The organism is Pseudomonas sp. SWRI81 (assembly GCF_014268545.1).
GTDB lineage: Bacteria > Pseudomonadota > Gammaproteobacteria > Pseudomonadales > Pseudomonadaceae > Aquipseudomonas > Aquipseudomonas hamedanensis.
Genome location: NZ_JABWQS010000039.1, coordinates 24,878 through 50,574 on the forward strand (window position 1 = coordinate 24,878; position 25,697 = coordinate 50,574).

Annotated in this window: 23 protein-coding genes; 13 read left to right on the forward strand and 10 right to left on the reverse strand. The window is 60.8% G+C overall.

What is annotated here, in order from left to right; genetic code table 11:
* Positions 1-30: 30 nt before the first annotated feature.
* Both HU765_RS20785 and HU765_RS20790 read right to left on the reverse strand, forming a co-directional pair.
* Entirely contained in the window at positions 31-1,173 is a 1,143-nt protein-coding gene (locus HU765_RS20785) for an HlyD family secretion protein (RefSeq protein ID WP_186551874.1), read from the reverse strand.
* The gene (locus HU765_RS20790; protein WP_186622653.1) at positions 1,170-2,825 is read right to left on the reverse strand and encodes an MFS transporter; all 1,656 of its coding nucleotides are present in this window, start codon (positions 2,823-2,825) and stop codon (positions 1,170-1,172) included. Before HU765_RS20790 ends, HU765_RS20785 begins: the two co-directional genes overlap by 4 nt.
* Positions 2,826-3,239: 414 nt before the next feature.
* Between HU765_RS20790 and HU765_RS20795 the strand changes: the two genes are divergently transcribed.
* From HU765_RS20795 to HU765_RS20820, 6 genes are all read left to right on the forward strand, one after another.
* Positions 3,240-4,427, forward strand: coding sequence for an OprD family porin (locus HU765_RS20795; RefSeq protein ID WP_238344743.1), 1,188 nt, complete (start codon positions 3,240-3,242; stop codon positions 4,425-4,427).
* 266 nt (positions 4,428-4,693) lie between these two features.
* The gene (locus HU765_RS20800; protein WP_186622656.1) at positions 4,694-5,518 is read left to right on the forward strand and encodes an NAD(P)-dependent oxidoreductase; all 825 of its coding nucleotides are present in this window, start codon (positions 4,694-4,696) and stop codon (positions 5,516-5,518) included.
* A 45-nt stretch (positions 5,519-5,563) separates the two neighbouring features.
* Positions 5,564-6,457 carry an SMP-30/gluconolactonase/LRE family protein gene (locus tag HU765_RS20805; protein ID WP_186622658.1) on the forward strand — a complete coding sequence of 298 codons (894 nt, stop codon included), beginning with the start codon at positions 5,564-5,566 and terminating at the stop codon, positions 6,455-6,457.
* A gap of 61 nt (positions 6,458-6,518) precedes the next feature.
* Entirely contained in the window at positions 6,519-7,490 is a 972-nt protein-coding gene (locus tag HU765_RS20810; RefSeq protein ID WP_186622660.1) for a TRAP transporter substrate-binding protein, read from the forward strand.
* Between the two features lie 74 nt (positions 7,491-7,564).
* Positions 7,565-8,092, forward strand: a complete 528-nt coding sequence (locus tag HU765_RS20815; protein ID WP_186622662.1) for a TRAP transporter small permease — start codon at positions 7,565-7,567, stop codon at positions 8,090-8,092.
* Positions 8,092-9,372, forward strand: a complete 1,281-nt coding sequence (locus HU765_RS20820) for a TRAP transporter large permease (RefSeq protein ID WP_186622664.1) — start codon at positions 8,092-8,094, stop codon at positions 9,370-9,372. The genes HU765_RS20815 and HU765_RS20820 overlap by 1 nt, the downstream gene beginning before the upstream one ends.
* Before the next feature lie 112 nt (positions 9,373-9,484).
* On the opposite strand, the gene HU765_RS20825 is transcribed toward HU765_RS20820, so the two are convergent.
* The 3 genes from HU765_RS20825 to HU765_RS20835 all read right to left on the reverse strand — a co-directional run bounded on the left by HU765_RS20825 (position 9,485) and on the right by HU765_RS20835 (position 12,045).
* Positions 9,485-10,285, reverse strand: a complete 801-nt coding sequence (locus tag HU765_RS20825) for a sulfite exporter TauE/SafE family protein (protein WP_186622666.1) — start codon at positions 10,283-10,285, stop codon at positions 9,485-9,487.
* A 9-nt stretch (positions 10,286-10,294) separates the two neighbouring features.
* Positions 10,295-11,539 carry an FAD/NAD(P)-binding oxidoreductase gene (locus HU765_RS20830; protein WP_186622668.1) on the reverse strand — a complete coding sequence of 415 codons (1,245 nt, stop codon included), beginning with the start codon at positions 11,537-11,539 and terminating at the stop codon, positions 10,295-10,297.
* 164 nt (positions 11,540-11,703) lie between these two features.
* Positions 11,704-12,045 (reverse strand): metalloregulator ArsR/SmtB family transcription factor, encoded by a 342-nt coding sequence (locus HU765_RS20835; protein ID WP_016775194.1) that lies wholly within the window; start codon positions 12,043-12,045, stop codon positions 11,704-11,706.
* 92 nt (positions 12,046-12,137) lie between these two features.
* Here HU765_RS20835 and HU765_RS20840 point away from each other — a divergent pair, with 92 nt between their 5' ends.
* Positions 12,138-13,001 carry an MBL fold metallo-hydrolase gene (locus tag HU765_RS20840; RefSeq protein ID WP_186622669.1) on the forward strand — a complete coding sequence of 288 codons (864 nt, stop codon included), beginning with the start codon at positions 12,138-12,140 and terminating at the stop codon, positions 12,999-13,001.
* Between the two features lie 87 nt (positions 13,002-13,088).
* On the opposite strand, the gene bkdR is transcribed toward HU765_RS20840, so the two are convergent.
* On the reverse strand, positions 13,089-13,577 hold the full coding sequence (gene bkdR, locus HU765_RS20845) for a Bkd operon transcriptional regulator BkdR (protein WP_039762201.1): 489 nt from the start codon (positions 13,575-13,577) through the stop codon (positions 13,089-13,091).
* Between the two features lie 185 nt (positions 13,578-13,762).
* Here bkdR and HU765_RS20850 point away from each other — a divergent pair, with 185 nt between their 5' ends.
* The 5 genes from HU765_RS20850 to HU765_RS20870 all read left to right on the forward strand — a co-directional run bounded on the left by HU765_RS20850 (position 13,763) and on the right by HU765_RS20870 (position 19,973).
* The gene (locus HU765_RS20850; RefSeq protein WP_007952906.1) at positions 13,763-14,998 is read left to right on the forward strand and encodes a 3-methyl-2-oxobutanoate dehydrogenase (2-methylpropanoyl-transferring) subunit alpha; all 1,236 of its coding nucleotides are present in this window, start codon (positions 13,763-13,765) and stop codon (positions 14,996-14,998) included.
* Between the two features lies 1 nt (position 14,999).
* Positions 15,000-16,058 carry an alpha-ketoacid dehydrogenase subunit beta gene (locus HU765_RS20855; RefSeq protein ID WP_186622671.1) on the forward strand — a complete coding sequence of 353 codons (1,059 nt, stop codon included), beginning with the start codon at positions 15,000-15,002 and terminating at the stop codon, positions 16,056-16,058.
* Positions 16,059-17,327, forward strand: a complete 1,269-nt coding sequence (locus HU765_RS20860) for a dihydrolipoamide acetyltransferase family protein (protein ID WP_186622673.1) — start codon at positions 16,059-16,061, stop codon at positions 17,325-17,327.
* 7 nt (positions 17,328-17,334) lie between these two features.
* A complete protein-coding gene (gene lpdA / locus HU765_RS20865) occupies positions 17,335-18,708 on the forward strand; it encodes a dihydrolipoyl dehydrogenase (protein ID WP_186622674.1) in 1,374 nt (457 codons plus the stop codon).
* A 245-nt stretch (positions 18,709-18,953) separates the two neighbouring features.
* Positions 18,954-19,973 carry a branched-chain amino acid aminotransferase gene (locus HU765_RS20870; RefSeq protein WP_186551860.1) on the forward strand — a complete coding sequence of 340 codons (1,020 nt, stop codon included), beginning with the start codon at positions 18,954-18,956 and terminating at the stop codon, positions 19,971-19,973.
* Between the two features lie 125 nt (positions 19,974-20,098).
* Here HU765_RS20870 and HU765_RS20875 read toward each other — a convergent pair whose 3' ends face one another.
* The 3 genes from HU765_RS20875 to HU765_RS20885 form a co-directional block, all read right to left on the reverse strand.
* Positions 20,099-20,920, reverse strand: coding sequence for a TIGR03915 family putative DNA repair protein (locus HU765_RS20875; RefSeq protein ID WP_186622676.1), 822 nt, complete (start codon positions 20,918-20,920; stop codon positions 20,099-20,101).
* On the reverse strand, positions 20,917-22,137 hold the full coding sequence (locus tag HU765_RS20880) for a putative DNA modification/repair radical SAM protein (RefSeq protein ID WP_186551858.1): 1,221 nt from the start codon (positions 22,135-22,137) through the stop codon (positions 20,917-20,919). The genes HU765_RS20875 and HU765_RS20880 overlap by 4 nt, the downstream gene beginning before the upstream one ends.
* Before the next feature lie 197 nt (positions 22,138-22,334).
* Positions 22,335-23,090: a helix-turn-helix transcriptional regulator gene (locus HU765_RS20885; protein WP_186622678.1), complete on the reverse strand. Its 756-nt coding sequence runs from the start codon at positions 23,088-23,090 to the stop codon at positions 22,335-22,337.
* Positions 23,091-23,169: 79 nt separating this feature from the next.
* Here HU765_RS20885 and HU765_RS20890 point away from each other — a divergent pair, with 79 nt between their 5' ends.
* On the forward strand, positions 23,170-24,279 hold the full coding sequence (locus HU765_RS20890; RefSeq protein WP_186622680.1) for a cytochrome P450: 1,110 nt from the start codon (positions 23,170-23,172) through the stop codon (positions 24,277-24,279).
* Positions 24,280-24,340: 61 nt separating this feature from the next.
* Here the strand turns inward: HU765_RS20890 and HU765_RS20895 are convergent, their stop codons facing one another.
* Complete coding sequence (locus HU765_RS20895) at positions 24,341-25,639, reverse strand: Nramp family divalent metal transporter (protein ID WP_186622704.1); 1,299 nt, start codon at positions 25,637-25,639, stop codon at positions 24,341-24,343.
* Positions 25,640-25,697 lie beyond the last annotated feature (58 nt).

A 25,697-nucleotide genomic window follows, 5' to 3' on the forward strand; every position in this document is an offset into this window, starting at 1 on the left:
AGGCTCACTCCTACAATTGATCGCGGTGGATCAATGCGGTTGGGTATCGCCCGCCGCCGTGTCGATGCTGACCACCACCGACATCCCCGGGCGCAGGCGCTCTTCTTCCGGCTGATCCGGGTCAATGGTGATCCTGACCGGCACCCGCTGGGCGATTTTGACGAAATTGCCGGTCGCATTATCGGCCTGCAACAAGGCAAATTCAGAGCCGGTACCCGGCGAAATATGCTGCACATGCCCGGTGAATTTGCGGTGGTTCAGCGCATCGACAGTGAAGCGCACCGGTTGCCCGACCCGCACGTTGGCCATCTGGGTTTCCTTCATGTTGGCGATCACCCATTTCTGCTCGGGCACTAACGCCATCAGTTGCGCGCCGGAGTTGACGTAGGCGCCGAGGCGCACGCCAATCTGGCCGAGCTGACCGTCACGCGGCGCGACAATCCGTGTGTTCGACAGGTCGATCCGCGCCAGTTGCACCGCCGCTTCGGCACTGGCCACCGCCGCTTCCAGCGAGCCGCGATTGACGATCACCGTTTGCAGATCCTGGCGGGCGATTTCCAGATTGGCCTTGGCTTGCGCCACCGCCGCCGTGCTTTGCGCATTGGCCGCCAGGGTCACGTCGAACTCGCGCTTCGACACCGAACCGTCGCGCACCAGTTCCTGATTGCGGCGCAGGTCCGCCTCGCTCTTGCGCAACTGCGCCTGGCTGTCGGCCAACACGGCTTGACGCAACTTGATCGTCGCTTCGGCGCTGTTGCGTTGCTGCACCACATTGGCCAGCCCGGCTTTTTGCACCGCCAGTTGCGCCAGTGACTGGTCGAGGCGCTGCTGATAGATGCGGTCGTCAAGACGCACCAGCAGGTCACCGGCCTTCACGTACTGGAAGTCCTGCACCGGCACCTCGAACACATAACCGCTGAGCTGCGGCCCGATGATCGTCACCTGCCCCCGGACCAAGGCGTTCTCTGTGGTTTCGACGGCGCTGCTGAACGGCGGCAGTTGCCAGGCATACAAGACGATCAGCACGCCGACGATGGCAATTGCCGCAAAGCCCAGCGAAGAAATGATCCGCACGCGTAAAGAACGCGGCTCGGTGTTTGGCGATGACGGCGGCGCCTCGCCTTCAGGGGTGGCGGCAATGGCATTGGTGGTTGTGGTGGTCGGTTCGGTCATGAAGAAGTGGCGCCGCTGGAAGGTCCGTTAGGTGTCGGTTCGACGGTTTTGGTGGTGCTCATCAGCCACAGCGCCCGGATCGAAATCCAGATCATGGTCAGCACCGCAATCACCGCGATCAGCATGAAGACATCGTTATAGGCCAACACGTTCGCTTCACGCGTGGCCGCATTGGCCAGACTGCGGATGCCGGCCAGGTTGCGCAGGCTCGGGTCGGCGAGCAGCGAGCCGTACGCCGAACCGCCGCTTTGCACCCGCGCGGCAACCAACGGATCGGACATCACCAGGTGATCGACGATGTGGCTGGAGTGAAACTTCTCGCGCACGACCTGGAACGTACCCAGCAGCGCCGCGCCAATCAACCCGCCGAGGTTGTTACAGATCCCGAAGAGCACGGAAAAACTCACCAGATTGCGCGGATTGGTCAGCACGTTGCGCGTCCCCAGCACCAGGGTCGGACCGAGGAAAAACGTGCTGCCGAACGCCAGCAGGAACTGACTGAAATACAGGTTTTCGGGACGGGTCAGGTTGTTCGAAAAACTGTCCATCACTGAACCGGTGGCCATCAGCGCCAGCGAGATGATCAGCGGCAGCAGCAGGTGTTTCGGGTCGATCGTCAGCGCACTGATCAGCAACCCGGCGACGCTGCCCAGCAGCATCACCACGTACAGGCTGTGCAATTGCTGACTGCTCATGTTGAGGTTCTGCATGAAGCCCACGGCACCGGTCGATTGTTCGGAGGTGACCATGCGGATCAGCACCACCGCCAGCGCCAGTCGCACCATCGCCCCGCTGCCCAGCCAGCGGGTCATCAGCATCGGGTTGCTGCGGTTATGTTCGATCGCCAGGCCCATGATGATCAGCGCAATCGACCCGGCCAGGGCAATGCCGATCCAGTCCGCCTCCAGCCACCAGTCGATGCGTCCCAGCGACAGCACCGCGCACAACAGCGCCACGCCGCTGGCGAGAATCGCGAAGGTCAGAAAGTCGAGCTTTTCGAACGTTTTGAAGCGGTCACCGGGCGGCAACTTCAGCAGCAGCACACAACCGAGCGAGAGCAGCGCCATGCCCAATTCAAACAGGTACAAGCCGCGCCATTCGGCAATCTGCAGTAGATCTTCGGAGAACAGCCGTGCCAGCGGCAGGGCCAGTTGCGAGGTGCCGAGGCCTAGCACCAGCGCTTTCAGTCGCCACTTCGCCGGGAACGCCTGGACCATGTAATACAGACCCAGCGAACTCAGCGCCGCACCGACCATGCCGTGGGCCGCACGCACCGCCACGGCGGAATTCAAGTCGTTGACGAACAAGTGGCCGAAGGTCACCAACGCGTACAGCACCAGGAACACTTCGGTGAAAGCGCGCAAGCCGAACTGTTGGCGAAACTTCACCAGCAGCAGGTTCATTGACACGTTGGTCATCACATACGCCGCCGGCAGCCAGGCCATTTCCGCAGTGGTCGCGCCGAGCGAACCTTGCAGGTAAGGCAGGTTGGCAACCACCAGCGAGTTACCCAAACCACCGGTCACCGCCACCAGCACTCCGACCGCCGCATACGCCAGGCGTTTGGGCGTTGAGTGCAGTGGTGTCGAGGGAGAACCGGGCAGGCTGGGCTTTTCGTGCGGCTGCCAGTTGCGCGGGGCGTATTTATCCATGGATCGGCCTTGTGCGGGGGTGAGGGAAGTTTGCCGCAATTTCACTGACAACACACTTTCCCGTAGACAACAAAAAACCCTGTAGGAGTGAGCCTGCTCGCGATTGCGGTGTGTCAGTCACCAATTGATTGTCTGATAGATCGCTATCGCGAGCAGGCTCACTCCTACAGGGGGAACGTTCCGCCTTGGAGTCATCGTATAACTTCCAGTTGACATTCCCTGAAAATCTGGGAAATATCCGCATCCATGTTGTACGACGACGTATGACAAATAATAAAAACAACAAACGATCCAGGGAGCGTCACAGTGAGCACACTCGCCCGCAATTCCATCCGCCCTTCCCGCTTTACCGCCATTCGCACGCGTTCCACCTTGAGCCTGGTCGGCTGCAGCAGCCTCGCCTTTGCCTTGCCAATGAGCGCCGATGCCGAGGGCTTTCTCGACGACAGCAAAGCCACGCTGAACCTGCGCAACGCCTATTTCAACCGCAACTTCGTCAACCCGGCCAACCCGCAGGGCAAGGCCGAAGAGTGGACGCAGAACTTTATCCTCGATGCCAAATCCGGCTTCAGCCAGGGCACCGTCGGCTTCGGTCTCGACATCCTCGGCATGTATTCGCAGAAGCTCGATGGCGGCAAAGGCACGGGCGGCACGCAGCTGTTGCCGATCCACGATGACGGGCGTCCGGCCGATAATTTCGGCCGTCTCGGCGTGGCGCTGAAAGCCAAGGTGTCGAAAACGGAATTGAAAGTCGGCGAATGGATGCCGGTGCTGCCGATCCTGCGTTCCGACGACGGTCGCTCGCTGCCGCAGACCTTTCGCGGCGGCCAGATCACCTCCACCGAGATCAACGGCCTGACCGTCTACGGCGGCCAGTTCCGCGGCAACAGCCCGCGCAACGACGCCAGCATGGAAGACATGTCGATGAACGGCCGCGGCGCGTTCACTTCCGACCGCTTCAACTTCGGCGGCGGCGAATACAGCTTCAATGAAAAGCGCACCATGGTCGGCGTGTGGTACGCCGAACTCACTGATATCTATCAGCAGCAGTATTTCAACCTCAGCCACAGCCAGCCGATGGGCGACTGGACGCTGGGCGCCAACCTCGGTTTCTTCACCGGCAAGGAAGACGGCAGCGCCCAGGCCGGCGACCTCGACAACAAAACCGCATTCGCCCTGCTTTCAGCCAAATACGGTGGCAACACCTTCTACGTCGGCCTGCAGAAACTCACTGGCGACGATGGCTGGATGCGCGTCAACGGCACCAGCGGCGGCACCCTGGCCAACGACAGCTACAACGCCAGTTACGACAACGCCAAAGAGCGCTCCTGGCAGTTGCGCCACGACTACAACTTCGCCGCCCTTGGCGTGCCTGGCCTGACCCTGATGAACCGCTACATCAGCGGTGACAACGTGCACACCGCCACCACCAGCGATGGCAAGGAATGGGGGCGCGAGTCGGAACTGGCCTACACCGTGCAGAGCGGCCCATTGAAGAGCCTGAACGTGAAATGGCGCAACGCGACGATTCGCCGGGACTTCAGCACCAACGAGTTTGACGAGAACCGGATCTTCATCAGCTATCCGATTTCGTTGTTGTAATTTCCGAGGCGACACCGAACCCCTGTAGGAGTGAGCCTGCTCGCGATAGCGTCGTGTCAGCCGACATATTCCTTGACTGATACACCGCTATCGCGAGCAGGCTCACTCCTACAATGGGATCGCGTTGCAAGGAAGGAAAACGGGCTGGCCCTTCCGTCATCTACACCAAAAGTCGCGTTGACAAGATCCGGAAACCCTACCGATACTTCAGCGCAGTCATACGACAACCTACAACAAACCTAATAACAATGTGTTCAGGGATTGCCATGACGTCTACTTCTACCCCCCGCGCTCCATTCAACCGCCTGCTGCTGACCGGTGCCGCCGGAGGCCTGGGCAAAGTGCTGCGCGAACGCCTGCGTCCTTACGCCAACGTGCTGCGTTTGTCCGACATCGCCGCCCTCGCCCCGGCGACCGACGAGCATGAAGAAGTCGTGCTCTGCGACCTCGCCGACAAGCAAGCCGTGCATCAATTGGTCGAAGGTGTCGACGCCATCCTGCATTTCGGCGGCGTCTCGGTTGAGCGTCCGTTCGAAGAGATCCTCGGCGCCAACATTTGCGGCGTTTTCCACATTTACGAGGCCGCACGCAAGCACGGTGTGAAGCGGGTGATTTTCGCCAGCTCCAACCACGTCATCGGATTCTACAAACAGGACGAAAAGCTCGACGCCACTTCCGCGCGCCGCCCGGACGGTTACTACGGTCTGTCCAAGTCCTACGGCGAAGACATGGCCAGTTTTTACTTTGATCGCTATGGCATCGAAACCGTCAGCATCCGCATCGGCTCCTCGTTCCCCGAGCCGCAAAACCGCCGGATGATGCACACCTGGCTGAGCTTCGACGATCTCACGCAACTGCTCGAACGCTCGCTGTACACACCGAATGTCGGCCACACCGTGGTCTACGGCATGTCCGCCAACAAGGACGTCTGGTGGGACAACCGCTACGCCAGCCACCTCGGCTTCGAAGCCCGCGACACCTCGGAAGTATTCCGCGACAAGGTCGAAGCGCAGCCGATGCCGGCCGAGGATGATCCGGCGCGGATCTATCAGGGCGGCGCCTTCGTTGCAGCAGGCCCGTTCGGCGACTGACCACTCGACTTGATCCCCCTCCAACAAAAAGCCAAGGGAATGAGTATGCAAGCCGAATTGATCGTCGACGCTCGCAACGCGGTCGGTGAAAGCCCGGTCTGGGTGCCGCAGGAAAACGCGCTGTACTGGGTCGACATCCCCAACGGCGGACTGCAACGCTGGAGCGCCGATACCGGGCACGTCGACTCCTGGAAAACCCCGGAAATGCTCGCCTGCATTACCCGCCACCGCAGGGGTGGCTGGATCGCCGGCATGGAAAGCGGTTTCTTCCATTTGCATCCGCACAGCGACGGCAGCCTGGACGCCACGTTGCTGGCGACCGTCGACCACAGCCGCCCCGACATGCGCCTCAACGACGGTCGCTGCGACCGTCAGGGCCGTTTCTGGGCCGGCAGCATGGTCTTGAACATGGGCCTGAACGCGCCTGAAGGCCGGCTTTATCGCTACAGCGCCGGGCAGAGTGGCGTGGTCGAAGCGCAACTTGACGGTTTCATCGTGCCCAACGGTCTGGGTTTCAGCCCTGACGGCAAAACCATGTACCTGTCGGATTCGCATCCCGACGTGCAATTGATCTGGGCTTTCGATTACGACACCGAGACCGGCACGCCATCGAATCGGCGCGTGTTTGTGGACATGAACCACTTCCCCGGCCGTCCCGATGGCGCCGCCGTGGATGCCGAAGGCTGCTACTGGATCTGCGCCAACGATGCCGGCCTGATCCACCGCTTCGCCCCTGACGGTCGCCTCGATTTCTCACTGGAAGTGCCGGTGAAGAAGCCGACCATGTGTGCGTTCGGCGGGCGCGACATGGACACCTTGTTCGTCGCCTCGATTCGACCTGGCGACGATCAGGATCCGCAGTCCCTGGCCGGCGGCGTGTTCGCCTTGAAGCCCGGCGTCAAAGGCCTCGCCGAACCTGAATGCAACGATTTGCTTTAAAACCCTCTGCTGCACCGCTGCGCCTTGAACACAAAAATAACAAGACTGGAGACTCACCCCCATGAACTTCAAACGCACCTTGCTCGCCGCTGCACTTCCGCTGATGTTTACCCTCGCTGGCGCCGCCCAGGCACTGGAACTCAAAGTCGCCGACATCCACCCCAAGGGTTATCCAACCACGGTGGCGGAAGAAAGCATGGGCAAGACGCTGACCAAAGAGACCAACGGCGAGCTGACTTTCAAGTACTTCCCAGGCGGTGTGCTGGGTTCTGAAAAAGAAGTCATCGAACAGATGCAAGTCGGCGCGATACAGATGTCCCGGGTCAGCCTGGGGATCGTCGGCCCTGTGGTGCCGGACGTGAACGTTTTCAACATGCCGTTCATCTTCCGCGACCAACAACACATGCGTAACGTTATCGACGGTGCAGTGGGCGATGAAATCCTCGACAAGATCACCAACTCCGAATTCGGCCTGGTGGCCCTCGCCTGGATGGACGGCGGCACGCGCAACATCTACACCAAGAAGCCGGTGCGCAAGCTTGAAGACCTCAAGGGCATGAAAATCCGCGTGCAAGGCAACCCGATGTTCATCGAGATGATGAACGCCATGGGCGCCAACGGTATCGCCATGGACACCGGCGAGATCTTCAGCGCCCTGCAGACCGGCGTGATCGACGGCGCGGAAAACAACCCGCCGACCCTGCTCGAACACAACCACTTCCAGAACGCCAAGTTTTACAGCCTGACCGGTCACCTGATCCTGCCAGAGCCAATCGTGATGTCGAAAATCACGTGGGAAAAACTCACCCCGGATCAACAGACCCTGGTCAAGAAAGCCGCCAAGGCTGCCCAGGCTGAAGAGCGCGTGTTGTGGGACGCGAAGTCCAGCGCCAGTGAGGAAAAACTCAAGGCCGCCGGCGTCGAGTTCATCACCGTCGACAAAAAACCCTTCTACGACGCCACTGCACCGGTGCGGGCCAAGTACGGCGCGCCGTATGCCGACCTGATCAAGAAAATCGAAGCCGTTCAGTAACCTCCCGCTCTGTACTTATGAAAAAGGCCCGACGCGCCTGATGTTCGAGGCGCGCCCGGTTACGGTGAAACCCGATGAAGAATTTGCTGCTGCGTATCAACGACAAGATCTACATGACGTGCATCTGGGTGGCCGGCCTTTCCGTTCTGGCAGTCTCCCTGATGATTCCCTGGGGCGTGTTTGCCCGCTACGTGCTGGGCACCGGCTCGAGCTGGCCGGAGCCTACGGCCATCCTGCTGATGATCGTGTTCACGTTCATTGGCGCCGCTGCCAGCTACCGCGCCGGTGCGCACATGGCGGTGGCCATGGTGACTGATCGCATGCCGCCGCACCTGCGCAGCGCAGCGTCGGTTTTTTCCCAACTGCTGATGGCTCTGATCTGCATCTTCATGACGATCTGGGGATTCAAATTGTGCATGTCCACCTGGAACCAGTTCATGGCGTCCCTGCCCAGCCTTCGGGTTGGCGTGACCTACTTGCCGATTCCCGTGGGCGGCTTGCTAACCCTGGTTTTTGTCCTGGAAAAACTCTTGCTCGGTGACCAGAGCAAACGTCGGGTCGTGCAGTTCGATCTGGTTGAAGAAAGTGAAGGTGCCGTTTAATGGACGCTCTGATTCTGCTGGGCAGTTTTATCGTATTGATCCTGATCGGCATGCCGGTCGCCTACGCATTGGGGGCCGCCGCCCTGATCGGTGCATGGTGGATCGACATTCCGTTCCAGGCCGTGATGATTCAGGTCGCGGGCGGGGTGAACAAGTTCTCGCTGCTGGCCATTCCGTTCTTCGTACTGGCCGGCGCGATCATGGCCGAGGGCGGCATGTCCCGCCGGTTGGTGGCGTGCGCCGGGGTGCTGGTAGGTTTCGTCCGTGGCGGCCTGTCACTGGTGAACATCGTCGCCTCGACCTTCTTCGGCGCGATTTCCGGTTCGTCGGTGGCCGACACCGCTTCGGTGGGTTCGGTGCTGATTCCGGAAATGGAACGCAAGGGCTATCCACGGGACTTCTCCACCGCTGTGACCGTCAGCGGTTCGGTACAGGCCCTGCTGACACCGCCAAGCCACAACTCGGTGCTCTACTCGCTGGCGGCCGGCGGTACCGTTTCGATCGCCTCGCTGTTCATGGCGGGCATCGTGCCGGGCTTGCTGATGAGCGCATGCCTGATGGTGCTGTGCCTGATCTTCGCGAAAAAGCGCAACTACCCCAAGGGCGAAGTGATCCCGATGCGCCAGGCGCTGAAAATCGTCGGCGAAGCCCTCTGGGGCCTGATGGCGATGGTGATCATCCTCGGCGGTATCCTCTCCGGTGTCTTCACCGCCACCGAATCGGCCGCTATCGCCGTGCTGTGGTCGTTCTTCGTGACCATGTTCATCTACCGCGACTACAAGTGGCGTGAACTGCCCAAGCTGATGCATCGCACGGTGCGCACCATCTCCATCGTGATGATCCTGATCGGCTTCGCCGCCAGCTTCGGCTACATCATGACGCTGATGCAGATCCCGGCGAAGATCACCACCATGTTCCTGACCCTGTCGGACAACCGCTACGTGATCCTGATGTGCATCAACGTGATGTTGCTGCTGTTGGGCACGGTGATGGACATGGCGCCGCTGATCCTGATTCTCACGCCGATCCTGATGCCGGTGATTCTGGACATCGGTGTCGATCCGGTGCAGTTCGGCATGATCATGCTGGTGAACCTGGGGATCGGACTGATAACGCCGCCCGTGGGCGCGGTGCTATTCGTTGGCTCCGCCATCGGCAAGGTCAGCATCGAAAGTACCGTGAAGGCACTGCTGCCGTTCTACGCAGTGCTGTTCATGGTGTTGCTGCTGGTGACTTACGTCCCGGCCCTGTCGCTGTGGCTACCGCATCTGGTCCTGTAACAATGTGACTTGTGGCGAGGGAGCTTGCTCCCGCTGGACTGCGTAGCAGGCCCTTAAAGAGCGGCCGCTGCGCGCCCGAGCGGGAGCAAGCTCCCTCGCCACAGGTTTTGCTTCATGCCTGCAACAACATGTACCCCGCCACCACCAGACACACACTCGCAAACCCCACCTGCAACGCCCGCGCCGGCACCCGAGCGCACAACTGGCGTCCGACGATCATGCCGACCACGCTGGCAACGATGAACGCCGCTCCCTGGCTGTCGATCCGCACACCGGCGTGAAACGAGCCGATCACCCCGATCGCCGAAATCAGACTGATCACCATCAGCGACGTCGCCACGATCCCGCGCATCTGCACATCGGTCAGTTGCTTGAACGCCGGCACGATCAGGAACCCGCCACCGACACCGAGCAATCCCGACACCACGCCGGTAACCGCACCCAGCGCTGCCAGGGTGGCGGTGCACTTGGCGGTCCAGTCGAAACGCCCGGTTTGCTCGTTGAGCATGCAGTTTTTCTGATCCCAACTGGCGTGCCCATGATCGCTCGGTCCCGCTTGCTGACGCTCTTTCCTGAACATTCGCCAGGCGACCATGACCATCAGCAGGCTGAACAGGATCATCAGGATTTTTTCCGGCAACTGATGCGCGAAGTAGATGCCCAGCGGCGAAAATACCGCGCCGAGGGCCGCAATCAACAACGCCGCGCGATAGCGCACCAGGCCATGGCGCAGGCCATCAATTGCTCCGACCGCCGCCGCACTGCCGACGGCAAACAACGCCACCGGCGCGGCCTGGGTCATCGTCCAGCCGAGGCCGAGCACCAGCGCCGGCACCGCGAGAATCCCGCCGCCGGCCCCTGTCAGGCCAAGCACCAACCCCATCACCACGCCAAACAGACTTGCCAGCAACATAGGGTTATCTCAATCGACCTTGGACACACGCGTCAGCCACTCGCGGCCCTTGAGCATGCCGTTCCAGTAGAACCATGGCAGCAGCGTCGCTTTCAGCCACCACGCCGAGCGGCGGGGCACGGTCGGGTCCAGTGCAAAAGTCGGCAGCAGTTTGCCGCCGTAGCCGAACTCGGCGAGGATCACCTTGCCCTTCTCCACCGTCAGCGGACAGGAACCGTAGCCGTCGTACTTGAGTGGCAGCGGTTGCTGCTTGCGCAAGGCCAAGAGATTTTGCGCAACCACCACGACCTGCTTGCGCACCGCCGCAGCGGTTTTGGCGTTGCTGGTGCCGCAGATATCGCCCAGCGCGAACACCTCGGGATATCGCAAATGCTGCAGGCTGTGCGGATCGACTTCACACCAGCCGGCGGTGTCGGCCAGCGGACTTTGCGCGATGAAATCCGGCGAGACCTGCGGCGGGACGACGTGTAGCAAATCAAAGGTTTTCGCTATGCGGCTGACGTTGCCATCGGCGTCCTTGACCTCGAACCACGCGGTTTTCGCCGGGCCGTCGACCTTGACCAGATTCGAGTTGAAGGCCAGTTGCGCGTTGTATTTTTCGATGTACTTCATCAATGGCGGCACGAACGTCGCCACACCGAACAGCGCGGCGCCGGCCAGATTGAATTCAACGTTGATGTTGTGCAGCACAGCGGATCTGCGCCAGTGGTCGCAGGACAGGTACAGCGCCTTTTGCGGCGCGCCCGCGCATTTGATCGGCATCGCTGGCTGGGTAAACAAGGCTCGTCCATCGCGCAGTTTCTGCACTTGATCCCAGGTGTACTGGGCGTGTTGATAGCTGTAGTTGGAGGTGACGCCGTGTTGGCCGAGGCTTTCCTGCAAGCCTTCGATTTTCTCCCAGGCCAGGCGCAGGCCTGGGCAGACGATCAGGTTTTGATAGCCGATGGTGCGTTGGTCATTGAGGGTGAGTTGGCGTTTGTCCGGATCAATGGCGCTGACGCTGGCCTGAATCCAGGTCGCCTGGCGCGGCATGACTTTGCTCATCGGCCTGACAGTGTCTTTCACATCAAAGGCGCCACCGCCGACCAACGTCCAGGCCGGTTGGTAGAAGTGTTGTGAACTCGGTTCGATCACGGTGACGTTGAGGTGCGGGTCACGCTTGAGCAGGCTGGCGACAAAACCGATGCCGGCCGTCCCGCCGCCGATGACCACGATGTCCGCACTGATGGATGGGCCCCAGTGTTGATCGTTCATTGCTTGTTCCTTTTGCTGCACGCAAGATTTCTAAGCCTTCACACAATCCATTTGTAGGAGTGAGCCTGCTCGCGATAGCGGTGTAACAGTCAATGAATGTGTTGGCTGACACACCGCTATCGCGAGCAGGCTCACTCCTACAGGGGGCGTGTGATAGCTGGCATTTATGGCTGTTCCCAGCTTTTGAGCACCGCTCCGCAATAAAGCCCCGACAGGGTCTTCATCACCTGGATCACTTCGTGACTGGCCAGCCCATAGAAAATGTATTTGCCTTCACGGCGGGTCGCGACCAGCCCCTCGTCGCGCAGGATGCCCAGTTGCTGGGACAGCGTTGGCTGGCGTACGCCGGTCATCTTTTCCAGTTCGCCAACATTGCGTTCGCCCTGGGTCAGTTGACACAGAATCAGCAGGCGATCCTCATTGGCCAGGGCCTTGAGCAGCGCGCAGGCCTTGGAGGCCGAGGCGCGCAGTTGGGCGACTTCACATTCGGTCAGACTGGATTGCATTTGCACGAGGCCTTGAAGGTCACTTAAGCTGCGAACATTATGTTTTTACATAAAGTGTTGCAACCCTGAATTCCTCTGCACAGGTTTTTGCCATGCCCGCCCTGATTGAAGCGTTCCTCGACCCCGCCTCCTCGACCTACAGTTACGTGGTCTATGAAGACGATGGCGGGCAATGCGCGATCGTCGACCCGGTGCTCGATTACGACGGTGCCGCCGGTCGCACTTGCACGGCGCAGGCGGACAAGCTCATCGCCTTCGTCCGTGCGCATCAGTTGCAAGTGCAATGGTTGCTGGAAACCCACGCTCACGCAGATCATCTGTCGGCCGCGCCGTACCTGCGCCGGGAACTGGGCGGCAAGATCGCCATCGGCGCATCGATCAGCAAGGTGCAGGACGTGTTCAAGGCGCTGTTCAACCTGGAACCGGAATTTCGTGTCGACGGCTCGCAATTCGATCACCTGTTTGCACCGAACGAATCGTTCATGATCGGCAATCTCAAGGCCACCGCCCTGCATGTGCCCGGCCATACACCAGCGGACATGGCGTACCTGATCGACGGCGAGCAGATTCTGGTGGGCGACACGCTGTTCATGCCCGACGTCGGCACGGCGCGCTGTGATTTCCCCGGCGGCAACGCGCAGCAACTGTTCAAATCGATCCAGAAGCTGTTGGCCTTCCCGGCGAGCGTGAAGCTTTACGTTTGCCACGATTACCCGCCCGAAGGACGCGCTTCGCAATGCCAGACCACGGTCGGCGAGCAACGCAAAAGCAATATTCATGTGCATGACGGGATCGATGAAGCGGCGTTTGTTGAAATGCGCACGAAGCGCGACGCCGGGTTGGGCATGCCGACGCTGCTGGTGCCGGCGATTCAGGTCAATGTGCGGGCGGGGAATCTGCCGGCGGCGGAAGACAACGGTGTGGTGTATCTGAAGATTCCGCTTAACAAACTTTAACGTCAAAAGATCGCAGCCTTCGGCAGCTCCTACATCTGGAATACGGTGCAACTGTAGGAGCTACCGAAGGCTGCGATCTTTTGATCTTCAGGTTCCTAACGTCAGCCCATTAGCCGGCAACGGCAACGCGGTCTTGTAGCGCACCTGCTTCAGCGCAAAGCTTGAGCGGATGTTCGCCACTCCCGGAACCTTGGTCAGAAAATCCATCATGAAGCGCTCCAAGGACTGGATGCTCGGCACCAGCACCCGGATCAGATAATCCGGATCGCCCGCCATCAAATAACACTCCATCACCTCGGGGCGGTCAGAGATCGCTTCCTCGAAATGCTGCAGCGCTTCCTCGACCTGCTTTTCCAGGCTGACGTGAATGAACACATTCACGTGCAGCCCCAGCAGGTCGGCATCGAGCAGCGTCACTTGTTCGCGAATCAGGCCCAGCTCTTCCATCGCCTTGACCCGGTTGAAGCACGGCGTCGGTGAAAGGTTCACCGAGCGGGCAAGGTCGGCGTTGGTGATGCGCGCGTTCTCCTGAAGGCTGTTGAGAATGCCGATGTCGGTACGGTCCAGTTTGCGCATGAGACAAAACCACCTGTTTTTTATGTTTATGCAGAATTTCTATCTGCAAATGGTCGCCAGCGCAACGAAACAGAGAGAAATATTCTTCTTCGCCGGGCCTATGATTGTTGTAGGACAAGATTTCCTCTACCCAGGAATGACTGCCAGCTCACTACAAGAAATTCACAAGATCGAGCGTAGAAGCCATGACCCAAGCGTATGAACCGCTGCGCCTGCACGTCCCTGAACCCTCGGGCCGTCCCGGCTGTAAAACCGACTTTTCCTACCTGCATCTGACCGATGCGGGTACGGTGCGCAAACCTTCCATCGATGTAGAACCGGCCGATACCGCCGACCTGGCCCGTGGCCTGATTCGCGTACTCGACGATCAGGGCAACGCCCTCGGGCCGTGGGCCGAAAACGTGCCGGTCGAGATTCTGCGCAAGGGCATGCGCGCCATGCTCAAGACGCGCATCTACGACAACCGCATGGTGGTCGCCCAGCGGCAGAAAAAGATGTCGTTCTACATGCAGAGCCTCGGCGAAGAAGCCATCGGCAGCGCCCAGGCCCTGGCGTTGAACATCGATGACATGTGCTTCCCGACCTACCGCCAGCAAAGCATCCTGATGGCCCGCGACGTGCCGCTGGTCGATCTGATCTGCCAACTACTGTCCAACGAGCGCGATCCGCTCAAGGGCCGGCAGTTGCCGATCATGTACTCGGTCAAGGACGCCGGTTTCTTCACCATTTCCGGCAACCTCGCCACCCAGTTCATTCAGGGCGTGGGCTGGGGCATGGCCTCGGCGATCAAGGGCGACACCAAAATCGCCTCGGCGTGGATCGGTGACGGCGCCACCGCCGAATCGGACTTCCATACTGCCCTCACCTTCGCTCACGTTTATCGGGCGCCGGTGATTCTCAATGTGGTCAACAACCAGTGGGCGATTTCGACCTTCCAGGCCATCGCCGGCGGTGAAGCGACGACCTTCGCCGGACGCGGCGTCGGTTGCGGCATCGCCTCGCTGCGTGTCGACGGCAACGACTTCTACGCGGTCTATGCGGCCTCGGCCTGGGCTGCCGAACGCGCCCGCCGCAACCTCGGCCCGACCATGATCGAATGGGTCACCTACCGCGCCGGCCCGCACTCGACTTCCGACGATCCGTCCAAATACCGCCCCGCCGATGACTGGAGCCACTTCCCCCTCGGCGATCCGATCGCACGCCTGAAACAGCACCTGATCAAGGTTGGCCACTGGTCGGAAGAAGAGCACGCCGCCGTCAGCGCCGAACTCGAAGCCGAAGTGATTGCTGCGCAGAAACAGGCCGAACAGTACGGCACCCTCGCCGGTGGCCAGATTCCCAGCGCCGCGACCATGTTCGAAGACGTCTACAAAGAGATGCCGGAGCACTTGAAGCGCCAGCGTCAGCAGTTGGGAATCTGACATGAACGATCACAACAACAATATTCAGTTGGAAACCGCCATGACCACGACCACCATGACCATGATCCAGGCCCTGCGCTCGGCCATGGATGTGATGCTTGAGCGTGATGACAACGTCGTCGTGTTCGGTCAGGACGTCGGCTACTTCGGCGGTGTGTTCCGCTGCACCGAAGGCCTGCAGACCAAGTACGGCACCTCGCGGGTGTTCGACGCGCCGATCTCCGAGAGCGGCATCGTTGGTGTCGCCGTCGGCATGGGCGCTTATGGCTTGCGCCCGGTCGCCGAAATTCAGTTTGCCGATTACGTCTACCCCGCTTCCGACCAGATCATCTCTGAAGCCGCGCGTCTGCGTTATCGCTCGGCCGGCGAGTTCACCGCGCCGATGACCCTGCGCATGCCTTGCGGCGGCGGCATCTACGGCGGCCAGACCCACAGCCAGAGCATCGAGGCGATGTTCACTCAGGTCTGCGGTCTGCGCACCGTCATGCCATCCAACCCGTATGACGCCAAAGGCCTGCTGATTGCCTCCATCGAAAACGATGACCCGGTGATCTTTCTCGAGCCGAAACGCCTGTATAACGGCCCGTTCGACGGCCATCACGATCGCCCGGTAACGCCGTGGTCGAAACACCCGCAAGCCCAGGTGCCGGACGGTTATTACACCGTGCCACTGGACGTCGCCGCGATCACCCGCCCGGGCAAGGATGTGACGGTGCTGACCTACGGCACCACCGTGTACGTCTCGCAAGTCGCTGCTGAAGAATCCGGCGTCGATGCCGAAGTCATCGACCTGCGCAGCCTGTGGCCGCTGGACCTAGAGACCATCGTCAGATCGGTGAAGAAAACCGGCCGTTGCGTGGTGGTTCACGAAGCCACGCGCACTTGCGGTTTCGGCGCCGAACTGGTGTCGCTGGTGCAAGAGCATTGCTTCCATCACCTGGAAGCGCCGATCGAACGCGTCACCGGTTGGGACACGCCCTACCCGCACGCGCAAGAGTGGGCGTATTTCCCAGGGCCGTCCCGCGTGGGCGCGGCGTTGAAACGGGTCATGGAGGTCTGAATGGGCACGCACGTTATCAAGATGCCGGACATCGGCGAAGGCATCGCAGAAGTAGAACTGTCGCAGTGGCACGTCAAGGTCGGCGATCTGGTGGTTGAAGATCAGGTGTTGGCGGATGTGATGACCGACAAGGCAATGGTCGATATTCCGTCCCCGGTACACGGCAAGGTCATCGCCCTCGGCGGTCAGCCGGGTGAAGTGATGGCGGTCGGCAGTGTGCTGATCAGTATTGAAGTGGAAGGCGCCGGCAATTTGAAAGAATCGGCGGCCCCGGCTCCGGTTAAAGAGGCGCCAGTTGCACCGAAAGTCGAAACCATTGTCGAGAACAAACCTGCTGCGGCACCGCGCCCCGCACCGGCTTGCCAGGGTCCGGTGGTTGCCCGCGAAGCCGATGAGCGCCCGCTGGCCTCGCCGGCCGTGCGCAAACATGCGCTGGATCTGGGCATTCAACTGCGTCTGGTGCGAGGCACCGGTCCTGCCGGTCGCATCCTGCACGAAGACCTTGAAGCCTATCTGGCCCAGGGTCAGGCGAACGCTTCGGCGCCCGCTGCTGCCGCTTACACCCAACGCAACGATGAAGAGCAGATTCAGGTTATCGGCATGCGCCGCAAGATCGCCCAGCGCATGCAGGACGCCACTCAGCGTGCCGCGCACTTCAGTTACGTCGAGGAAATCGACGTCACCGCGATCGAAGAACTGCGCGCGCATCTGAATGAAAAGCATGGCGCCAGCCGCGGCAAGTTGACCCTGCTGCCGTTCCTCGTGCGCGCACTGGTTGTTGCACTGCGCGACTTCCCGCAGATGAACGCCCGTTATGACGACGAAGCCCAGGTCATCACCCGCCTCGGCGCGGTGCATGTCGGCGTCGCCACGCAAAGCGATGTCGGCCTGATGGTGCCAGTGGTGCGTCACGCCGAAGCCCGCAGCTTGTGGGACAGCGCCGCGGAGATTTCCCGTCTGGCCAACGCTGCACGCAACGGCAAGGCCAGCCGCGACGAGTTGTCCGGCTCGACCATCACCCTGACCAGCCTCGGCGCATTGGGCGGCATCGTCAGCACACCAGTACTGAACCTGCCGGAAGTGGCGATCGTCGGCGTGAACAAAATTGTCGAACGGCCGATGGTCGTCAAAGGCCAGGTGGTGATTCGCAAGATGATGAACCTCTCCAGTTCCTTCGATCACCGCGTGGTCGATGGCATGGACGCGGCACTCTTCATCCAGGCCATTCGTGGCTTGCTCGAACAACCTGCCACTCTGTTTGTGGAGTAAGCCAGCCATGCAATCTTTGAACACTACGCTGCTGATCATCGGCGGTGGACCCGGCGGTTACGTCACGGCGATTCGCGCCGGACAGCTAGGTATCCCGACCATTCTGGTCGAGGGCCAATCGTTGGGCGGCACTTGTTTGAACATCGGCTGCATCCCGTCGAAAGCGCTGATCCATGTGGCTGAGCAGTTCCACCAGACCCGGCACCACAGCGAGCATTCTGCGCTGGGCATCAACGTGTCCGCGCCGACTCTCGACATCAGCAAGAGCGTCGAGTGGAAGGACGGCATCGTTGACCGCCTGACCACCGGTGTCGCTGCATTGCTGAAGAAAAACAAGGTTCAGGTCATCAACGGCTGGGCGAAAATCATTGATGGCAAGACCGTGGAAGTCGGCGACACGCGCATTCAGTGTGAGCATCTGGTGCTGGCCACCGGTTCGACCAGCGTCAACTTGCCGATCCTGCCGATTGGCGGGCCGGTCATCTCGTCCACCGAAGCACTGGCGCCGACGTCGGTGCCAAAACGCCTGACCGTGGTCGGCGGCGGTTACATTGGCCTGGAGTTGGGTATCGCCTACCGCAAGCTGGGGGCTGAAGTCAGCGTGGTCGAGGCGCAGGATCGCATCCTCCCGGCCTATGACGAGGAGCTGACGCAACCGGTGCATGACGCATTGAAGCAACTGGGCGTGAAGCTCTACCTCAAGCACAGCGTGCTGGGTTTCGACGGCACGTTGCAGGTGCGCGATCCTGAGGGCGAAACCCTGAACCTGGAAACCGATCAGGTGCTGGTCGCGGTCGGGCGCAAACCCAACACCCAAGGTTTTAACCTTGAAGCGCTGAATCTGGACATGAACGGTTCGGCGATAAAGATCAACAACCGTTGCCAGACCAGCATGCTCAACGTCTACGCCATCGGCGATGTTAGCGGCGAACCGATGCTTGCGCACCGCGCCATGGCCCAGGGTGAGATGGTTGCCGAACTGATCAGCGGCAAGACCCGCGAATTCAACCCGACGGCCATTGCTGCGGTGTGCTTTACCGACCCGGAACTGGTAGTGGTCGGCAAGACGCCGGACGAAGCCAAGGCTGCGGGCATCGACTGCATCGTTTCCAGCTTCCCGTTCGCCGCCAACGGCCGGGCGATGACGCTGGAGTCCAAAAGCGGCTTCGTGCGTGTGGTCGCTCGTCGTGACAACCATGTGATTGTCGGCTGGCAAGCGGTGGGCGTCGGGGTGTCGGAATTGTCGACGGCGTTTGCACAAAGCCTGGAGATGGGTGCGCGGCTGGAAGACATCGGCGGCACCATCCATGCGCACCCGACCCTGGGTGAAGCGGTGCAGGAAGCGGCGTTGCGTGCGCTGGGGCATGCGTTGCATCTGTAACAGTTGCAGCTGAATGCCCCTGTGGCGAGGGGATTTATCCCCGCTGGGTTGCGCAGCAACCCCAGAACAAGTCACCGCCAGGCGTCAGATATCCGAGCCAAAGGGGCCGCTTCGCAGCCCAGCGGGGATAAATCCCCTCGCCACAAGCTGCGAAACCGCCCCAGAATGAAGTATTGTTGTGCCCATCCAAAAAAACGTCAGAAGCCTTGAACCGTTTCGGCGGTTGTTCAGTGATAGAGGGTGTCATGGGTAACGAAAGCATCAATTGGGACAAGCTGGGTTTTGACTACATCAAGACCGACAAGCGCTATCTGTCGTACTTTCGCAATGGCGAGTGGGACAAAGGCACCCTGACCGAAGATAACGTCCTGCACATCAGCGAAGGCTCCACTGCCCTTCACTATGGCCAGCAGTGCTTCGAAGGCATGAAGGCCTATCGCTGCAAGGACGGTTCGATCAACCTGTTCCGTCCGGACCAGAACGCCCTGCGCATGCAGCGCAGCTGTGCGCGCCTGCTGATGCCGACGGTCGACACCGAGCAGTTCATCGAAGCCTGCAAAGCCGTGGTTCGCGCCAACGAGCGTTTCATCCCGCCGTATGGCACCGGCGGCGCGCTGTATCTGCGCCCGTTCGTGATCGGCGTAGGTGACAACATCGGCGTGCGTACCGCGCCCGAGTTCATCTTCTCGATCTTCTGCATCCCGGTCGGCGCCTACTTCAAGGGCGGCCTGACCCCGCACAATTTCCAGATTTCCAGCTACGACCGCGCCGCCCCACAAGGCACCGGCGCGGCCAAGGTCGGTGGCAACTACGCCGCCAGCCTGATGCCGGGCTCGAAAGCCAAGAAAGCCAACTTCGCCGACGCGATCTACCTCGATCCGATGACTCACACCAAGATCGAAGAAGTCGGTTCGGCCAACTTCTTCGGGATCACCCACGACAACAAGTTCGTCACCCCGAACTCGCCGTCCGTCCTGCCAGGCATCACCCGCCTGTCGCTGATCGAACTGGCAAAATCGCGTCTGGGCCTGGAAGTGGTTGAAGGCGACGTGCTGATCGACAAACTGTCGGACTTCAAGGAAGCCGGGGCCTGCGGCACCGCGGCGGTAATCACCCCGATCGGTGGCATCAGCTACAACGACCATCTGCATGTGTTCCACAGCGAAACCGAAGTGGGCCCGGTGACCCAGAAGCTCTACAAAGAGCTGACCGGTGTGCAGACCGGCGACATCGAAGCGCCAGCGGGCTGGATCGTCAAGGTTTGATTTGACGGTTGTTGATACCGAAAAAGCCCTCCATTGAGTGATTGATGGAGGGCTTTTTTGTTGGGCTACAAAAAGATCAAAAGATCGCAGCCTTCGGCAGCTCCTACAGAGCGATCTGTGATCTTCTATTTCAAGGTGATTCGCTTGCCCGAGCGACTCGAGATCCCGCTCGCCTGCCCATTCTGCTGCTTGCCCATCCGCGCTTGGGTAATCAGCCCCGGAATCAGCTCCCCCTCCGGTAAATTCTTCCAGAACCGCGCGGGCAAATGCCCCTGCATGACCTTTGGGTTCAACCGCGCCGGGTTGAAGATGTGGCTGTAGTAGGTCAACCACAAATCGCCATGGGGATCGTCGACGTTTTGCGCCATCTGCTGCCATTCGACGGGGCATTGGCGTTGATGAATCAGCTGTTCGCCGTCGTAATACACCCCGTCACGCGGGGTCGCGATCAACCAGCGGTGCTGGCCCATGCGTCCGATGAAATGTGCGCTGGCGCTGTGCAGAATGTCGTGCGCCGGTTCGTGCCACGCCACGTATTGCGGGCCGGGCAAATCCCCCGGTCGCTCGATGAAGCGCACGAAGGCATGTAGATGATGGGCCTCGCGGTGCACTTGCTTGAGGCGGCGTTGCAGCTCGCTGCCCAGTTTGTCGCCGGCCATCATCGCGGTGCGGTCACCGTGGCTCACACGCCAGAGCACTTCATACAAAAGGCTCCAGCGCTGCTCGCCACAATACTGTGCCGCCTGCTCCAGGGTATCGAGCAGCGCACGCGGAATGCGCGCCTGGAACGGCCCCTGCTCTTCAGGCACGCGTTCATCGCTGGCAAACAGATCGCCCACCCCTTCCGCCGCCCAGCCCACCCGACTCGGGTCGACTTCATGACTGAGCAACCAGCGCGCCTGCTGGCGCCAGGTGTCGAACAGATCATCGCAATCAAGACTGATCATCCCCACAACCCCATCTGTTGTGGCATCGGTCGGTCGCGCAATTGCTGATAGAGCATATGGCTGGTGACTTCGGCCTGCTGCGGATGGTAGTCGCTGGTGATGATGAACGGCTTGGCCTTGGCCAGTACACAGCGCATCCGCGCCACATCCTCGTAGCGGATGCGGCGCTGGCGGCGCAGCTCGACCAGGCGCTCGGTGGTGCGCAACCCGATGCCGGGAATGCGCGCGATCAACGACGGTTCGGCGCGGTTCAGGTCCAGCGGGAACACCTCGCGATTTGCCAATGCCCATGCGAGTTTCGGATCGATATCCAGCGCCAGATTGCCCGGCCCTTTCAACAATTCGTCTGCGCTGTAGCCATAACTGCGCAGGAGAAAGTCAGCCTGATACAAACGGTGCTCGCGCATCAGCGGCGGCGCGGCGAGCGGCACGCTTTTCGGGCTGTCGGGGATCGGGCTGAACGCCGAATAATAGACCCGGCGCAGGCGGAAGTTGCCATACAAGGATTGAGCGCTGTGGAGGATGGTGCTGTCATCGGTGTCATCGGCGCCGACGATCAGTTGCGTGCTTTGCCCGGCCGGGGCGAATTTCGCCGAGCGCGGCTCGTTCAATACCGTCTGCACGCCGGTGTAGATGGTGTTCATCGCTTGCTTGATCGAGGCGATGTCTTTCTCCGGCGCCAGCGTCTGCAGGCTGGCATCGGTGGGCAATTCGATGTTGACGCTGAGGCGATCGGCGTAACGCCCCGCTTCTTCGATCAATGCCGGATCGGCCTCTGGAATAGTCTTGAGGTGGATATAGCCGCGAAACTCGTGTTCCTCACGCAGCAGCTTCGCCACGCGCACCAGTTGCTCCATGGTGTAGTCCGCCGAACGAATGATCCCGGAGCTTAGAAACAAGCCGCTGACGCAATTGCGCCGGTAGAAATCCATGGTCAGCGCGACAACTTCTTCGGGGGTGAAACGTGCCCGGGGCACATCACTGGAGCGGCGATTGACGCAGTACTGGCAATCGTAAAGGCAAAAATTGGTCAGCAAAATCTTCAATAACGACACGCAGCGGCCGTCCGGCGTGTAGCTGTGGCAGATGCCCATGCCATCGGTCGAACCCAGCCCGCTCTTGCCTTCGGAACTGCGCTTGGGCGCACCGCTGCTGGCGCAGGAGGCGTCGTACTTGGCGGCGTCGGCGAGGATGCTGAGCTTGTCGATGATTTGCATGGCACGGGCTCTATACTGTGTGCATATACAGTATAGATTCCACCACTGTGACACAAGCGGGTCGACACCCCCTCGACGGCTGGACGTCCTTGTGGGAGCGGGCTTGCTCGCGAAGAGGTCGGCACATTCAAAATCGCAGCGCCTGACACACCGTCTTCGCGAGCAAGCCCGCTCCCACATTCGAACGATGGGATTGTTCAGGAAGTGTAAACACCCTCAACACTCAAAGGCTGCGGCGTTTTGATCTGGATGTTTTCACTCGCCAGTTCGAGCCCAAACCGCGCACTGATCTCCTTGCGCCCCAGTGCCGTCAAACCCAACGCCCGGCTGTCCAGGTCCTGCGTCAGCCATTTGCGCTTCAGTGCCGTTTGCAGCAATGCCGCTCCCAGCGATCCGCCAAGATGCGGCCGGCGCATGCTCCAGTCCAGGCACGGGCAGGCAAATTTGCGGCGCAGCGTAGCCAGGTGATGCACTTCGATGTCCAACCCCAGCAACAACGCCTCGCCACTGGCGCTCAAGCGATACGCCTGCTGATCGGCGGGCAGCAGCCATTCCGCCTCCATCAAGCGGTCATGCAGCAACACCGCCAGTGTGCCGGCCATGTGGTCGTAGCAAGTGCGGGCAAATTGCAGACGATCCGGCGTGTGCGGCTTGAAACTCGGCGCGGCGTTCTGACCGATCACCATCAACGCTTCCAGCGCCTGAGCGACGCGCGGGTCGGCCAGACTGTAATAACGATGCCGGCCCTGTACGTGCAGGCGCACCAGGGCCAGCTCCTTGAGTTTGCTCAGGTGGGCGCTGGCGGTGGAAGCGCTGACGTCGGCGATGGTCGCCAGCTCGGTGCTGGTGCGGGCGTGGCCGTCCATCAGCGAACAGAGCATCCTCGTCCGCGCCGGTTCGGCGATGGCGGCGGCGACGTGCGAGACGCCGATGTCGTGATGCTCTGCGTGCATATTTCGCTCCCCAACGAATCGTCGCCTGCAATGACTGGAGATAGTAGCAACACTTTCTCCACTGACAAGGCCGCCAATCATGGACCCGATCATCGCTGCGACTCACGCCGATCCCTATCCTTATTACGCCGAACTTCGCACTGCGGGCGGATTGACCTTTCACCGCGAGCTGAAGCTGTGGGTCGCCAGCAGCGCGCGGGCAGTCTGTGCGGTGATGGCGCATACCGAGTGCCGGGTGCGCCCGGTGCAGGAACCGGTGCCTCATGCCATTGGGCAAGGCCCGGCCGGCGTGGTCTTCGGCCAATTGATGCGCATGAATGACGGCGCCGGCCAGCGCTGCCCGCGCGCGGCCATCGAGCCTACGCTCGGGTTGATCAACGAAACCGACGTCCAGGATTTAGTCGCCGCGAGGCTATTTTCAGCAAATGCCGACGGACTCTATAAAGCGATGTTCCGCGGCCCGGTAGCCGTCGTCGCGACATTGCTCGGTTTCTCGCCAGCGCAGAGCCGCACGATCAGCGAACTGACCGCTGATTTTGTCGCCTGCCTGTCACCCTTGAGCAATGAGCTGCAAATCACCGCCGCCCATGCCGCAGCGGCACAGTTACGCGGCTGTTTCATCGAGCTATTGGCTGACCCTGTTGCGCAGAGCGTTTTGCTCAGGGGCATCACACAGCGTTTCGAGGGCGACGAAGACATATTGCTCGCCAACCTGATCGGCCTCTGCTCGCAGACCTACGACGCCTGCGCCGGGCTGATCGGCAATGCATTGGTGACGTTGAGTCGTCAGCCAGATCTGCGCGGGGCACCGCTGGAGGAGCTGCTGGCGGAAGTCCAGCGCTTCGATCCGCCCGTGCAGAACACACGCCGCTTCGTTGCAACTTGCTGCGATATCGACGGCATGCGGCTTGAGGCAGGTGATGTAATTGTGCTGTTGTTGGCCTCGGCCAACCGTGATCCGGCGCTGAATGACCAGCCGGAGCGGTTTCTGCTCGACCGACCAAACCGGCGCAGTTTCAGTTTTGGCAGCGGTCGGCATGAGTGCCCGGGGCAAGGGCTGGCGATGTGTATCGCCGCTGCGACCTTGAAGGAGATCCTTGCCAGTGGCCTTGACCTCAAGTGCCTGAGCTGGAGTTACAGGCCTTCGCTCAATGGGCGGGTTCCACTTTTCAATCTTGGCGGCGTCTGATGATCAGTCTTCGCGAGCAGGCTCGCGAAGCGGCCTGTCGCAGTCAACACACATTTATGGCTCAAACCACCCACTGCAAAATCAACCAGCTATTCGCCCCACTGATCAACACAAACAACCCCCACGCCAGCACCCGCGTCGGCCAGCGATTGACAAAAGGCCCCATCAATTGCCGGTCATTGGTCATGCGGATCAATGGATACAAGGCAAACGGCAGTTGCAGACTCAACACCACCTGACTGAGCACCAGTAATTTGCCGACCGCGCCATCGCCCAACAGCCACACGCCGATAAACGCCGGAATCAGCGCCAGCCCGCGCGTCAGCAAGCGTCGCTGCCAGCACGGGATGCGCAGGTTCAGATAGCCTTCCATGATCACCTGTCCGGCAATGGTCCCGGTGAAGGTCGAACTCTGCCCGGAGGCGAGCAATGCCACGCCGAACAACACGCTGGCCAGCGCACCGCCAACCAGCGGGTCGAGCAGGTGATAAGCATCCTGGATATCCACCACGTCGGTATGCCCGGACTGGTGAAAGGCTGCGGCGGCGAGGATCAGAATCGCTGCGTTGACCAGCAGGGCCAGGGCCAGCGAACCGATGGTATCGATGCGCGCCAGCTTCACCGCGTCCTGCTTGCTCGCCAGGTCCTTGCCGATCATGCGGGTCTGCACAATCGAGGTGTGCAGATAGAGGTTATGCGGCATTACCGTCGCCCCAAGAATGCCGATCGCCAAGTACAGCGGCGCGGCATCGCTGAGGGCTGACAGCGAGGGTTTGAAACCCTGCGCCACGTCTGGCCAGTACGGTTTGATCAGCAACAGCTCGACGAAAAAGCACACGCCGATGGTCGCGACCAGCACCAGCATGATCGCCTCCAGACGGCGGAAACCGCGGTTCTGCAGGGCCAGCACCAGCAGCGTGTCGAACGCTGTCAGGGCAATGCCGAAGGTCAGCGAACAACCGAGCAACAGGTGAAACGCCAGCGCACAGCCGAGTACTTCAGCGAGGTCGGTGGCGATGATCGAGACCTCCGCAAGTCCCCATTGCAGCCGTGCGGTCGCCGGGCTGTAGCGCTCGCGGGACAGCTGCGCCAGGTCGCGCCCGGTGGCGATGCCCAGCCGCGAGCACAGGCATTGCACGACCATCCCCGCCAGGCTCGCCAGCAAGACCACGAACAACAGGCTGTAACCAAAACGCGATCCGGCCTCGATGGCCGTCGCCCAGTTGCCCGGGTCCATGTAGCCGATCGACACCAGCAAACCGGGGCCGGCGAAACGCAGCACGCGTTTGAAGAACGAGGCAGTTGGATCGACCGCGACACTACCGGCCACTTCCGGCGGGCAAAACGGCGCGGTGGCGATTTTGGGCAAGCTGAATTTCACGCACACATCCAGAAACAAGTCGAAAAGACGCAGCTTA

Bases quoted from the DNA above. Each gene is read 5' to 3' on its own strand.
- HU765_RS20785 (WP_186551874.1), bottom strand. From the start codon at position 1,173: ATGACCGAACCGACCACCACAACCACCAATGCCATTGCCGCCACCCCT.
- HU765_RS20790 (WP_186622653.1), bottom strand. From the start codon at position 2,825: ATGGATAAATACGCCCCGCGCAACTGGCAGCCGCACGAAAAGCCCAGC.
- HU765_RS20795 (WP_238344743.1), top strand. From the start codon at position 3,240: ATGAGCGCCGATGCCGAGGGCTTTCTCGACGACAGCAAAGCCACGCTG.
- HU765_RS20800 (WP_186622656.1), top strand. From the start codon at position 4,694: ATGACGTCTACTTCTACCCCCCGCGCTCCATTCAACCGCCTGCTGCTG.
- HU765_RS20805 (WP_186622658.1), top strand. From the start codon at position 5,564: ATGCAAGCCGAATTGATCGTCGACGCTCGCAACGCGGTCGGTGAAAGC.
- HU765_RS20810 (WP_186622660.1), top strand. From the start codon at position 6,519: ATGAACTTCAAACGCACCTTGCTCGCCGCTGCACTTCCGCTGATGTTT.
- HU765_RS20815 (WP_186622662.1), top strand. From the start codon at position 7,565: ATGAAGAATTTGCTGCTGCGTATCAACGACAAGATCTACATGACGTGC.
- HU765_RS20820 (WP_186622664.1), top strand. From the start codon at position 8,092: ATGGACGCTCTGATTCTGCTGGGCAGTTTTATCGTATTGATCCTGATC.
- HU765_RS20825 (WP_186622666.1), bottom strand. From the start codon at position 10,285: ATGTTGCTGGCAAGTCTGTTTGGCGTGGTGATGGGGTTGGTGCTTGGC.
- HU765_RS20830 (WP_186622668.1), bottom strand. From the start codon at position 11,539: ATGAACGATCAACACTGGGGCCCATCCATCAGTGCGGACATCGTGGTC.
- HU765_RS20835 (WP_016775194.1), bottom strand. From the start codon at position 12,045: ATGCAATCCAGTCTGACCGAATGTGAAGTCGCCCAACTGCGCGCCTCG.
- HU765_RS20840 (WP_186622669.1), top strand. From the start codon at position 12,138: ATGCCCGCCCTGATTGAAGCGTTCCTCGACCCCGCCTCCTCGACCTAC.
- bkdR (WP_039762201.1), bottom strand. From the start codon at position 13,577: ATGCGCAAACTGGACCGTACCGACATCGGCATTCTCAACAGCCTTCAG.
- HU765_RS20850 (WP_007952906.1), top strand. From the start codon at position 13,763: ATGACCCAAGCGTATGAACCGCTGCGCCTGCACGTCCCTGAACCCTCG.
- HU765_RS20855 (WP_186622671.1), top strand. From the start codon at position 15,000: ATGAACGATCACAACAACAATATTCAGTTGGAAACCGCCATGACCACG.
- HU765_RS20860 (WP_186622673.1), top strand. From the start codon at position 16,059: ATGGGCACGCACGTTATCAAGATGCCGGACATCGGCGAAGGCATCGCA.
- lpdA (WP_186622674.1), top strand. From the start codon at position 17,335: ATGCAATCTTTGAACACTACGCTGCTGATCATCGGCGGTGGACCCGGC.
- HU765_RS20870 (WP_186551860.1), top strand. From the start codon at position 18,954: ATGGGTAACGAAAGCATCAATTGGGACAAGCTGGGTTTTGACTACATC.
- HU765_RS20875 (WP_186622676.1), bottom strand. From the start codon at position 20,920: ATGATCAGTCTTGATTGCGATGATCTGTTCGACACCTGGCGCCAGCAG.
- HU765_RS20880 (WP_186551858.1), bottom strand. From the start codon at position 22,137: ATGCAAATCATCGACAAGCTCAGCATCCTCGCCGACGCCGCCAAGTAC.
- HU765_RS20885 (WP_186622678.1), bottom strand. From the start codon at position 23,090: ATGCACGCAGAGCATCACGACATCGGCGTCTCGCACGTCGCCGCCGCC.
- HU765_RS20890 (WP_186622680.1), top strand. From the start codon at position 23,170: ATGGACCCGATCATCGCTGCGACTCACGCCGATCCCTATCCTTATTAC.